Annotated in this window: 11 protein-coding genes and 1 pseudogene; 5 read left to right on the top strand and 7 right to left on the bottom strand. The window is 72.4% G+C overall.

What is annotated here, in order from left to right; translation table 11 throughout:
* Positions 1 to 93: 93 nt before the first annotated feature.
* The 4 genes and pseudogenes from SCK26_RS38085 to SCK26_RS35435 form a co-directional block, all read right to left on the bottom strand.
* Positions 94 to 195 (bottom strand): annotated as a pseudogene (locus SCK26_RS38085) (hypothetical protein); the annotation flags it as partial.
* A complete protein-coding gene (locus tag SCK26_RS38080) occupies positions 150 to 659 on the bottom strand; it encodes an EamA family transporter (RefSeq protein WP_412080813.1) in 510 nt (169 codons plus the stop codon). The gene SCK26_RS38080 and the pseudogene SCK26_RS38085, both read right to left, overlap by 46 nt.
* Positions 660 to 1,063: 404 nt before the next feature.
* Complete coding sequence (locus SCK26_RS35440) at positions 1,064 to 3,193, bottom strand: cellulose binding domain-containing protein (RefSeq protein WP_318205474.1); 2,130 nt, start codon at positions 3,191 to 3,193, stop codon at positions 1,064 to 1,066.
* Between the two features lie 397 nt (positions 3,194 to 3,590).
* Positions 3,591 to 3,656, bottom strand: a complete 66-nt coding sequence (locus SCK26_RS35435) for an SCO3870 family protein (protein ID WP_318206161.1) — start codon at positions 3,654 to 3,656, stop codon at positions 3,591 to 3,593.
* Positions 3,657 to 4,142: 486 nt separating this feature from the next.
* On the opposite strand from SCK26_RS35435, the gene SCK26_RS35430 reads away from it, so the two are divergent.
* The 4 genes from SCK26_RS35430 to SCK26_RS35415 all read left to right on the top strand — a co-directional run bounded on the left by SCK26_RS35430 (position 4,143) and on the right by SCK26_RS35415 (position 6,643).
* Positions 4,143 to 4,667 carry an RNA polymerase sigma factor gene (locus tag SCK26_RS35430; protein ID WP_318205473.1) on the top strand — a complete coding sequence of 175 codons (525 nt, stop codon included), beginning with the start codon at positions 4,143 to 4,145 and terminating at the stop codon, positions 4,665 to 4,667.
* Positions 4,664 to 5,359 (top strand): hypothetical protein, encoded by a 696-nt coding sequence (locus SCK26_RS35425; RefSeq protein ID WP_318205472.1) that lies wholly within the window; start codon positions 4,664 to 4,666, stop codon positions 5,357 to 5,359. Before SCK26_RS35430 ends, SCK26_RS35425 begins: the two co-directional genes overlap by 4 nt.
* An 80-nt stretch (positions 5,360 to 5,439) precedes the next feature.
* Positions 5,440 to 5,613, top strand: a complete 174-nt coding sequence (locus SCK26_RS35420; RefSeq protein WP_318205471.1) for a hypothetical protein — start codon at positions 5,440 to 5,442, stop codon at positions 5,611 to 5,613.
* 202 nt (positions 5,614 to 5,815) lie between these two features.
* Positions 5,816 to 6,643 (top strand): DUF1963 domain-containing protein, encoded by an 828-nt coding sequence (locus SCK26_RS35415; RefSeq protein ID WP_318205470.1) that lies wholly within the window; start codon positions 5,816 to 5,818, stop codon positions 6,641 to 6,643.
* 441 nt (positions 6,644 to 7,084) lie between these two features.
* On the opposite strand, the gene SCK26_RS35410 is transcribed toward SCK26_RS35415, so the two are convergent.
* Positions 7,085 to 7,930: a nucleotidyltransferase domain-containing protein gene (locus tag SCK26_RS35410; RefSeq protein WP_412080812.1), complete on the bottom strand. Its 846-nt coding sequence runs from the start codon at positions 7,928 to 7,930 to the stop codon at positions 7,085 to 7,087.
* A gap of 443 nt (positions 7,931 to 8,373) precedes the next feature.
* On the bottom strand, positions 8,374 to 9,075 hold the full coding sequence (locus tag SCK26_RS35405; RefSeq protein ID WP_318205468.1) for a TetR/AcrR family transcriptional regulator: 702 nt from the start codon (positions 9,073 to 9,075) through the stop codon (positions 8,374 to 8,376).
* A 159-nt stretch (positions 9,076 to 9,234) separates the two neighbouring features.
* On the opposite strand from SCK26_RS35405, the gene SCK26_RS35400 reads away from it, so the two are divergent.
* Entirely contained in the window at positions 9,235 to 10,368 is a 1,134-nt protein-coding gene (locus SCK26_RS35400; RefSeq protein ID WP_318205467.1) for an NAD(P)/FAD-dependent oxidoreductase, read from the top strand.
* 16 nt (positions 10,369 to 10,384) lie between these two features.
* Here SCK26_RS35400 and SCK26_RS35395 read toward each other — a convergent pair whose 3' ends face one another.
* On the bottom strand, positions 10,385 to 11,407 hold the full coding sequence (locus SCK26_RS35395) for an aldo/keto reductase (protein WP_318205466.1): 1,023 nt from the start codon (positions 11,405 to 11,407) through the stop codon (positions 10,385 to 10,387).
* Positions 11,408 to 11,577 lie beyond the last annotated feature (170 nt).

Raw genomic sequence — 11,577 nt, 5'->3', positions numbered from 1 at the left:
CGTCGGCTGTTCACGAGGGCCGCGCCGATGGACGGCCGCGGGGAACAGCCCCAGGTAGACGACCACGGCGATGCTCCCGGCGGAAGCCGCGTCCACCTCGTGACCGAGCCGCCCCAGGTAAGGGAGCGTCATCAGCGTGCCCAGCACCGTCACGAAGGCGTTGAACTCCGTCGAGGTGTACCGCCCGAGCAGCGGTTTGGACAGCACGAAGTAGAGACTCTCGGCGAGCGCCGACGCGAGGACGTGGAACGCGCCGGCATTGATCCGCGGCCCGGCCTGGTCGGCGAAGAGCATCGCCACCGTGCCGCCGGCTCCGAGGCCGATGCCCACCCAGCCGAGCACCGCCACCTTCTCGCGCAGCAGGAAGGCGGCCAGGACGGTGTGAACACGGGAGCCTGGCCGATGATGAAGCTGGCCGTTCCCGGGCTGAGGGTCGACTCGCCGTAGCCGACGCCGAGGTTGTAGACGACGATCACCAGCAGGGCGCACAGCAGGAGCAGCGGCAGGTCGCGGAGTGCCGGGAGCCTCAAGCGCCGGCGAGCGGTGACGACCCAGATGGCGACGACGCCGACCGAGGCGACGCAGAACCGCAGCAGTACCAACGGGCCCGGGCTGAAGTCGTGCAGGACCGCCTTGATCCCGACGAACGCGGACGCCACAGGGTGAGGGCCGCGCCGAGGGCGAGCCAGATCCACACGGGCCGCGCGCTGTCGGCGCCGCGGCCGGTGGGCCGGGTGCCGGTGGTGGTGGCGGGGGTCTGCTCGGCGGTCATGAACGGGTCCCGTCTCTCGAGCGTGCCGCCGAGCAGGACTTGGGGATCGCGTCGTCGTCCGGCACGGCTGGTTCCCCCGTGCCGGTGCCGGTCGGAGCGGTGCGCGTGGTCGAGGAGAAGGTCGGTGGGCGGCGCGGCGGCGTTCACGATGACCGGAGGGCCCCTCGTATCCGTCGTCCCTTCACCCGGGTACACGGCGTGGACGACGGCCGTCCGGCGCCGCCGCGAACCCCGCGCCGGCCCGCCCGGGAGGAGGTCGTCCCGCGCCCCCGTCCCGAGCGGGCCCGGGCGTCAACCGCCGGAGCAGACCGCTCCGTTGAGGCGGAAGACCGTCGGGTCCGGGTTGGGGCCGTCGTTGGCGCCGACGAACCCGAAGGACACGGTCGACGCGCCGTCCGGGGCCAGCGGTCCGGCGCCCTCGGGAGCGGTCACCCGCACATGCGCGCCGGTCTGCTGGAAGGTGGCGTTCCAGCCGGAGGACACCGACTGGCCACCGGTCGGCCAGTCCCAGTCCACGGTCCAGCCGGTGATCGGGGTGTCCGAGAGGTTGCGGACGGTGATCGTGGCGACGAAGCCGTTGCCCCAGCCGGTGTCGCGGTGATAGGTCACCGCGCAGGCGGCGTCCGCCGGAGTGCCGGTGGTGAAGGTCAGCGGCGAGGACGGGCCGGAGAGCCGTCCGGAGGCGTCGGACGCCAGCACGTTGACCGTGTGGGTGCTGCCCGGGGGCAGGTTGCGCAGGGTCACGGAGGTGCCGGTGGTCTCGCCGACCAGGCGGGTGTGCGTGCCGTCGCGTTCCTGGACCACATAGCGGGCGGCGCCCGTCGCGCCCGTCCAGGACAGGCGCGCGGTGGTGTCGGTCACCGCGTCCAGCCTCGGGGTGCCCGGCGTTCCGGCGGCCGACGCCCCGGGCCCGGTGCCGGCCCGCGGTTCCAGCGTGACGGTGAGCAGCGCGTACGGCGGCACGGTGACCTGGGAGGCGGACACCGCTCCGTCGGCCACCTCGGTGACGTCGCTGTCGCCGCGCGCGTAGCGGTGGACCTCGGGCGCGGACGCGGACGGCGTGAAGCCCGCGTAGTCCAGGTCCACGGTCCGTGCGGCGTCCGGGTTCTTGTTGACGAGCAGGACGCTCAGGCGTCCGTCGCGCCGCAGTACGGCGTGGGCCGAGACGTCCTGCGCGGAGGACTCGGCGGCGACCATGGTGTCGCCCGCGGTGCCCAGTTCGCTGGTCATCTTCATGCCGTAGTACGGGTGGAACGGCGTGTTCGGCGCCGGTTCGCAGACGTCACCGGCGCAGGCGCCGCTGGAGAGCATCCCCATGTCGCCGTAGTCCGTCTCGCCGTCGACGGTGGTGATCTGGCCCGCGCCGTTGTGGGTGTCCCACCAGTCGACGTTGAACACCCCGTTCTCCAGGGCCGTCATGAAGGCGTCGGCGGCGAACAGGCCGTTGGGACGGGCGGTGAGCCGGGCACCGCCGGTGTTGGTGTTGATCTCGGTGAGCGCGATGCCGATGCGCGGCGAGTCCGCGCCCGCGTACCGGTCGAGCTGGGCGCGCACCTCCCGCAGTTCGCCGGGCAGCCGGGTCAGCCGGGTCATGGCGTCCTGGGCGGTGGTGTCCGCCCCGCCCGCGTACCAGTGGACGCTGACGAAGTCGATCACGTCGGTCACCTGGGAGAGCACGGTGTTGTTCCAGTCGCCGGGATCGCTCCCGCCGACCACGCCGTCCGGCCACTCGCCCGGTGCGGTGAGGACCGCGCCGATCCTGACCGTCGGGTCGACGGCCTTCATGGCCTTGGCGTACGCGCGGACCTGACGGGCGTACTCCTGCGGGCTCTTGTCCGCGTGGTCGTCGTGCTCCCAGCCGCTGCCGTAATGGCCGTTGCCGTAGATCTCGTTGCCGATCTCCCAGTACTTCGCGCCGTAGTTCTTGGTGACGTTCGCGTACCGGACCCAGCCCGCCGCCTCCTCGGGCGTTCCCGAGCCGTAGTTGGCGATCAGGATCGGCTGCGCGCCGGTGGCGCGGACGGTGCCCATGAAGGCGTCGAAGCCGGTGCCGGGAGCGACGTAGCCGCCGGGCGCCGTGTGCGTCTCCCAGTGGTAGATGTCCGCGTAGGAGCCGCCGGGGTAGCGCATCATCCCGACGTCGGCCGCCTTCATCAGGCCGGCGACCTCGGGATCGTTCATGTGCGAGTCCCAGATGGCGGTGTTGACGCCGCGCGCGGTGTCGGTCAGCCGGCCCAGCGCCGCCTGGGTGTTGACGCGGACCCCGACGTCCGAGGCGGCCGCCGCCTGGGGCGCGGCGGGTGCGACGCCGGCCAGCGGGGGCAGCAGGGCCGCGGTGGCGGCCAGCACGATCGCGGCGCGCGCGAGGGCGCGCGGGCCCCCGGCGCCGGCCGGACGGCCGGGTCTGTGCAGTGGTGGCATGGGGGTCCTCCCTCGTGGGTCCGGCGGCGCGGCAGGATGCCGGACGGTACCGCCGGACAGGCGGAGCCGCCGACGCGGCAGCAGGGCGTTCCGCGCCGGTGACACAGGAAAAGGAGCGGACGGAGCGGGGTGCGGGGCGAGCGTGCGCGTGCGGGGCGGGGCGGCCGGAACCCGCCTATGGGAGCGCTCCCATGATGAGAGGGGTGTGACGCCGTGTCAACGCCCGGGAGGCGTGGGAATCCAGGGGCCGTACACGGCCGGCCGGAGCGCGTCGGCATGCGGCTCAACGGAGGGTTCACGGCGCACCACGAGTGCGGCCGGGCCGCCGAACCCGGCCCACACTTGGGCCCGGCGCCTCCCGGCCCGCGCCTGTACGACGGCCGGCCGCCGTTCCGGGTCAGCCGGAGTGCGGACGCCCGTCGCGGACCCAGGTCACCACGACGAGAGCCGCGGTGACGTACATCAGGATGCCGAAGGTGGACACGGATTCGACGTACTGCTCACAGCCCTGCGCGCAGCCGAAGCGCGAGGGAGCCGAGCACCGTCCCCAGCGCCGTGGCAGCGGCGGCCATGGCGACGACCGGGGCCTTCGTCATTGCCAGTTCCTCCACGCCGGGGCGGCGCGCTAGCACTTCAACCCCTGAGGCGCGCAGTTTTCGAGGCATTTCACTCGTTAGTGTTGCGACCCGATACGCGATAAACAACGAACTCATGTGCTCTTCATCACATATGAACAGCGGTCTGTCAGTTCCATGTCACGCGCTGTGATGCAAAATCCCTGATCAGGCCGCATCGCACAGGGCGTTGTCCGTCACGGTGGGCATCCGAGTGGTCTCTGACCGTAGAAATCGTTCACTGACGTATGCGTGTTCGGGGCTTTCGACCGGTTGAGTAGTTCACGCCGGCGCACCCCCGCGTCGGCCCCTGGAACCCTCAACGAAGAGGACCGATGACCGAAGAAGTCGGCGAGGACGACGGCCGGATCCCCGTGGCCGAAGCCCCTCTCCCGCTGCCCGTGGAGTTCGAGGCGCTCTACATCCTGCACCAGGAGGCGTTCCACGACTTCGCCCTGGCCGCGCTGGGCACGAACGACGCGGCCGAACGGGCCATCCACCGCGCCTTCCTGGAGATCCTGCGCCACTGGGACCGGCTCAGCGAGGAGAGCGAGGACCTCCAGCAGGAGATCTGGGCGATCGTGCGGCGCACCGTCATATCCGAAGAGCTGCTGTCTCTCCGCGAGCAGATGGCGGCCCTGGACAGCGGCAGCGGCCTGTACGCGGCGCTCGGTTCTCTTCCTCCGCGCCAGTTCGACGTCATGGTCCTGCGGTACATCGGCGGCCACGACACCAAGCGCATCAGCTGGTACATGGGCGTCACCCAGAGCACCGTCGACTACCACTGCCGCAAGGCCCGGGAGCGGCTCGCCCCGATCTACCACAGGATCCTGAAGTCCCAACGGGAGGACACCGCGTGAACACATGGGAAGACCGCCTGGCCGGTGCCTCCACGTGCGAGCCGCGCCGCCCCTTCGACGTGGCCTCCGGCCTGCGCCGCCTGGCCCAAGACGCCGGATACCTTCCGCCCTCGGCCGTGGAGCGGCCGGAGAGCACGGCGGCCCGGCGGCAGTTGGAGGCCGTCACCGTGCGGGGTGTCACCGAGGCCGACGCGGCGGCGCACATGAAGGACCTCACCGACATCATCGACGCTCCCGGCACCACCTTCGAAGGGTGGACCGACGACCTCGACATCGTCGGCATCCATGTCTTCGCCTGCTCCCTCCATCTCGCCGACCACCCGGAGAGCGCCCGGTTCTGGTGGCAGTTCGCCGCGGGTGCGGGGCACGGCGTGGCGGCCTACTGCCTGTATCTCCAGCACCTCATGAGCGGGGAACTGGGAGAGGCGGATCACTGGTGGGAGCAGGTCGGCGCGATCCTGGCCGGTCCCGGCGGCGGCGCGGACCTGGACGCCGAGCAACTGGTGAGGCTGATCGAGGTGTGGGAGCACTTCGCCGGTCACGGTGCTCTCACCGGTGCGGAACGGGCCGTCCCCATCGGCGGCCTGAAGGCGGAGGTGGACCGGCTGGCCGATCTGCACGACGACGGCGGCCTGTTGTGCCGTCCCGACCGCCGGCTCGCCGACCGCCTGCGAGAACTCACCAGCCACTGACCCCCGTCCCTGAAGGGAGTCCGCCCGGGAGGCACCCCCGGAAGGGCTCCCTTCACCGCACCCGTGGAAGGACCCGCACCATGACCACCACTCCCGTACCGCCGGGCGACCGGCCGTCCCGGTTCCGCCGGTACGGCGCATGGACCCGCGGGCAACGCCGCACCGCCGCCGCACACTTCGTCCGCGGCCTCGCCTACGGCACCGGTGCGACGGTCGCCGGTCTGCTCGGCTACGGGATCCGCCACCTGCTGTGACCGCACCGCGTCCGGCGGTCGCCGGCGGATCGGCCGCGGGCCTTCGCCGGGGCCGGGGTCCGAGGGCCGTCGGCGCGCTGCGCGGGCGGGCGGCGCGTCCCCTGTGCCGCCCGCCCGCCTGCGGGCGGTGAACCGTAGACGGCCACAACCCCTCTTCCTGGCAGGCTGGTTCACGTCTGCCGGCGCCCGTTAGGGTGACCCGGTGACCGACGAGAGCGTGGACATACCGGACCGCTTCCGGGCCGAGGCGGCATCCCGGGGCCTTCCGGCGGAGGAGCTGGAGGAATGGATCCGTGTCGCCCGGCCGGCGGTGTACCTGGCCGAGGGCGGTGACGGTCCTGTCGTGGCCCGGATCGGCGGCGACCCCATGCTGCCGTACGGCGCGCCGAAGCCGTCCGAACCCTTCGTGGCCTCCGTCGACCTCGCCGCCCTCCCCCAGGGAGCCACCAACCTCCCGCTCCCCTCCGACGGCCGCCTTCTCTTCTTCGCCGGCCCCGATGTGCACGGCATCGAGGGACAGGTGCCCGACGCGGTCCTGTACGTCCCCGCCGGCACCCCGACCGCCCCGGCCCCTCTCGCCGACAGCCGGCGCAAGCCGTACCGGCTCCGGGAACTCCGCACATCGTGGCGGCAGTTGAGCGCCCAGATGCCGGAGAGCTTCGCTCTGGACAGATGGGGCGACTTCCCTGACGAGGAGCAGTTCGAACTCGCCGACGAACTCAGCGACGCCTGGGCCCATGTGGGCGGTTACCGGCCTGCCTGGGCCTTTCAGATCGGCGGCCACCCGGTCTCGCCCCAGAACGACCCCGTCCACAACGCCCGCGATCCGGAGGAGGGCGGCGGCTCCGAGGAGGGTGGTACGGCCGGGTACGGCGGTGGGACCGAGGGCGACTGGGCTCTCCTGGCCACCTGGAGGTGCGGCGACGACGTCACGGAACTGGACTCCGGCGTGGCCCACTGGGTGATCCGCCAGCGGGACTTGGCGGCCCTGCGCCTCGACCGGGTCCACCGCTACGTCGAGATGGCCTGACGGCGCGGACACTCCCGAGGAGTGTCCGCCCTCCATCGCACAGGCGCGCTCCGATGTCGCGGCCGGGAACAGGCGCTTGCCGCACACCCCGCCCCTGGTCCGCTGCTCCTCGACGACGGCCTTCGCACCGTCGCCGGCCTGCGCCGCCTCGCCCACGCAGACGTCCTGCCCGTCGAGTCCGGCCGTACGGTGGCCCGACTGCGGACGGCCGTACCCGCCGCCGTAGAACCGCCCGGCGACCTGACCGCACTCGCCGACCGCGACGGCACCAGGGACGCCTCACACAGCGCTACGGCGCCCCGCGCGCCCGGCACCACACCAAGAGGGGGCCCTGCTCCGCCGACTCAACGCCGCCGGTCTCCATCGCCCGCTCCGTTCACCGGGACCAGCCGGCCCGCCGGGGCACGTGCCGTGTCCGCGCCTGAGCCCAGCGGGTCCTGGTCACCGCGCCGGCTCGCCGCACACCTCGGCGGTCAGGGTGTCGGCGGCGTCGAGTGTGGCGGTGAGCGTTTCCGGGGTCGTGCCGAGAGCGGCGAACAGCGCATGGGCCCGGGCGGCGAAGTCGGCCGGGGCGTTGGGCAGTTCTCCCGCGGCCCGCACCGCGCCCTTTTCGTTGAGGACCCAGCACCGGGCGTGGGCGTGGAGGGCGTGCACGAGAAGCCCGACCGCGCGGAAGAGGCAGCCGGCGACGAAGAAGGCGTCACCGCGGGCCGCTCCCTTGCGGGCGGCGGCCAGGATGAACGGCGCCTCCCAACGCGCGTTGCCGATGAGCGCCTCGCGCAGCGGCTCGGGATAGTGACGCGTCTGCTCCTGGAGCGTGCGCAGTTCACCGCCTGCGTCGGCGAGGATACGTCCCAGGGCCAGTTCGCCGACGTAGGCGTGGGAGTAGACGCCCAGGGGATGGCCGGGCTGGGTGCCGATCTCGAACCGCCCGGCGCGGCACTGCTTCCAGGCGCGGTGCACCCGGTCCAGGTCGCGGTAGATCCAGTCGACCCGGTGGCCGTCGACAACCAGCCAGGCACCACCGTCCACCCACGGTCCCCAGCCGCCCGGCTCGGTCACCTCCACCGCCTCGCCGGTCAGCTCGGCGGCGAGCTTCCGCAGGGCGGCGGTGTCGAGCGGCGGCCGGTAGTACAGGCCCAGGTCGAAGTCGGAGCCGGGGTCGTGCGTGCCTCTCGCCCGGCTGCCCCCGAGGCACACGCCGACGACCCCTTCGACACCGGCCAGCCGATGCGCGATCTCATCCAAGCGCTCCACGGCCTCAGTCTGCCGGGGACCGGTCACCATGCGCGACCGGATTACCCATGACCCGGCACCGAGGACCGCACCTCGGCGTGCGCCCGAACGCTGCCCGGATGCTTCCGGGAGGTCACCGGGGCCGAACCGGTGGCAGGCGGTGTGTCCGGAACCACTCCACAGCGGGGTGGGCCGGGTCGCCGTGGACCTCGGCGAGGGAGCCGGCCTCGTGGCGCGGAACCTCGCCGTCGCCGCCGGTCCACGTGGAGATGCCGAGCAGGCGTCGGACGCGGCGCAGGCGCCGGCCGGTCTCCTCTTGATGTCCCGGCGTCGATGCAAAGCCGTCGGCCGGGACCGCCTTCCCGGGCGAAGGCGCGGCCGTCCTGGTCGACGACGACGGCCCCGACCGTCCACCGTTCGCCGGCGGCGGGTACGGGTGTGTCGGCGTGGTCGTCCACGGTCACGGGGTGCCGATCGTCCGGCGTGCCCGTAGCTCAGGGCCGTTGCCGGCTCCCGGTCCCGCCGGCGGTGATGCCCGCGAGGATGAGGTCGATACCGGCGAGGAACTCCTCGCGGTCGTCGTGCTCGCGCAGTTGCCCGGCCACTTCGCGGGTGAACGAATACCGGTCGGGGTCCAGCTCCGTCCACGCGGTCGCCGTGGCGTCGAGGAACGCGGTCCGGTCGGTGTCCGGCCGCGCCGCCCGGGTGTTGGCGGCGTTCTGGCCCGCCACTCCGAGGATGTAGGCCATCAGCGCGGACGCCGCGGTGAACCGGGCGGCCTCGGGTACGTGAAGCGCGCGCACCTGGCGACCGATGCGTTCGAAGACCGGCAGCATCGGCGACCGCCCGGGCGTGCGGGGAAGCCGGGCCAGCAGCGTGCCCAGCCATGGGTGGGCGTCGATCGCGTCGAACACCCCGAGCGCCAGGGCACGGATCGCCTCCTGCGGCGTCGCGCCGGTGTCGTCGCCGGCGACGATCGTGGCCACGACGGCGTCGGTCGCGGCGACGAGCAGTTCGGTCTTGCCGGTGACGTGCCAGTAGATCGCCCCCGGACCCGTCTCCAAACGCTCGGACAGGGCGCGGAACGTGAGCCCGCCTTCGCCGACGGTGTCGAGGAGTTCGACGGCCGCGGTGACGATGCGCTCCCGGGAGAGTGGTTCCTGCCGTCGCTCCGGACGACGCTTCCTGGTGGCCATGCCGTCGATCCTAAACGGTCTGGAACGCCATTCCAGCTTGACAAGGACTGGAACGCCGTTCCAGCCTGAGGGCGAGGCTGGAACGGCGTTCCAGTCTCCTGCCGGGCGTGCTCCTCCTGGGTTGCACGTCCCGGCGGCCCGCGATCAGAAAGGACCACCATGGCCACTCCGGTCACGATCATCGGCGCGGGGCTCGGCGGACTGACGCTCGCCCGTGTCCTGCACGTCCACGGCATCCCGGCGACGGTCTACGAAGCCGAGACCTCGCCGACGGCCCGCACCCAGGGCGGCCTGCTCGACATCCACGAGCACGACGGGCAGCTCGCGCTGAAGGCGGCCGGGCTCCACCAGGAGTTCCTCGGCATCATCCACAAGGGGGCCGAAGCGTCCCGGGTCCTCGACAAGGACGGAAGGGTCCTGCTGGACGAGCCGGACGACGGTACCGGCGGCCGGCCGGAGGTGCCCCGCGGCGCCCTGCGACGGCTCCTGCTCGACTCGCTGCCCGCCGGCACGGTCCGGTGGGGACGCAAGGCGAGTGGCGTCCGGCCCCTCGGGAACGGCCGGCACGAGGTGATGTTCGCGGACGGGACGACCGTGTCGACCAGCCTGCTGGTGGGCGCGGACGGGGCATGGTCGCGGGTGCGTCCGCTGCTGTCCGACGCCGAACCCGAGTACGCCGGCACCTGCTTGATCGAGACCTTCCTCTTCGAGAGCGACTCCCGCCATCCGGCCGCCGCCCGGGCCGTCGGCGACGGTTCGCTCTTCGCGCTCGCTCCCGGCAAGGGGATCTCCGCCCACCGCGAACCGGACGGCGTCCTGCACACCTACGTGACGCTCACCAAGCCACGGGAGTGGCTGGACACCATCGACTTCGGCGACGCCGCCGGGGCCACCGCCCGCGTCGCCGCGGAGTTCCACGACTGGGCCCCGGAACTCACCTCCCTGATCACCGACGGCGAGACCGCACCGATCCCTCGCACCGTCAACACCCTTCCCATCGAGCACAGTTGGAAGCGCGTACCCGGCGTGACGCTGCTCGGCGACGCCGCCCACCTGATGTGTCCGTCCGGCGAGGGAGCCAACCTGGCCATGTACGACGGCGCCGAACTCGGCAAGGCCCTGGCCGCGCACCCGTACGACATCGAGGCCGCGCTCGCCTCGTACGAGGAGGCCCTCTTCCCGCGCAGCGCCGCCGCTGCCGCCGAGGCGTCCCGCATCCACGCCCTGTGTCTCGACGCCGACGCCCCGCACAGCCTCGTCGGCTTCTTCACCTCTCACGGGCAGGCCGGCTGAAGCACCGGTGCTCGGGTCAGCGGCGGCGCCGCAGTGACGGATCGAGCAGCGCGGGCGGGGTGTCGAACTTCTCCTGGGGGGCGAGGTCGGTGCCGGGGGCGACGACGGCGTCCACGGCGTCGAGCACGTCGGCGGAGAGCACGGTGTCGGCGGCGGCGAGCTGCGCGTGCAGGTGGTCGAGCGTGCGGGGGCCGATGAGGGCGCTGGTCACGCCCGGGTGCGCGGTGACGAAGCCCAGCGCGAGCTGGATCATCGTCAGGCCCGCCTCGTCGGCGATCCGGGCCAGTCGCTCCACGGCGTCCAGCCTGGCCTGGTTCGCGGCAACGGCGGTGTCGAAGCGCTCCGGCAGGACCGTCGCGCGGTGGGTGGTGACGTCCCGGCCCCGGCGGACCGCGCCCGACAGCCAGCCGGAGGCCAACGGGCTCCAGGCGAGCACGCCAAGGCCGTACTCCTCGGCCACGGGCAGGACGTGGGCCTCGATTCCGCGCTGCAGGATCGAGTAGCTGGGCTGCTCGGTGACGTAGCGGCCCAGGTGGTGTTCGCGGGCGGCCCACTGCGCTTGGACGATCCGGTAGGCGGGGAAGGTGGAGGAGCCGAAGTAGCGGATCTTTCCGGCGCGTTGCAGGTCGGTCAGGGCCGACAGCGTCTCCTGGTCGCTGGTGGCCGGGTCCCACCGGTGGATCTGGTAGAGGTCGACGTGGTCGACGCCGAGGCGGCGCAGGCTGTTGTCGAGGGCGGTGACCAGCCAGCGACGCGAACCGCCCCGGTGGTTGGGGTCGTCGCCCATCGGCAGGGCCGCCTTCGTGGCCAGCACGATGTCGTCGCGGCGGCCGGCGATGGCCTTGCCGACCATCTCCTCCGACTCGCCGTCGCCGTACATGTCCGCGGTGTCGATGAGGTTGATCCCCGCGGCCAGGGCGGCGTCGACGATGGCGGTGGCCTCGTCCTGTGGGGTGCGCCCGATCCTGCCGAAGTTCATCGCGCCGAGCGCGAGCGTGCCGACCTGTACTCCGGTACGGCCCAAGGTGCGGTACTGCATGAGCGTGTCTCCTTGATCGGAAGGAAGAGCGAGCATGCCGGCGGCGAGTCGTGGACGGCTCGGACAGCCGGGGCATGGGTGGGTGAGGGCAGGCTTGGTCGCCGGGCGTCCGCTCTGCCATCATGGACAAGCGGAACATCGTTCCGGAAAGAACGATACGGAACACTGTT

The organism is Streptomyces sp. SCL15-4, from assembly GCF_033366695.1.
In the GTDB taxonomy this organism is placed as follows: Bacteria; Actinomycetota; Actinomycetes; order Streptomycetales; family Streptomycetaceae; genus Streptomyces.
Note: the sequence above shows the minus strand (reverse complement) of the source record. Positions and strands in the feature narration are given on the sequence as shown.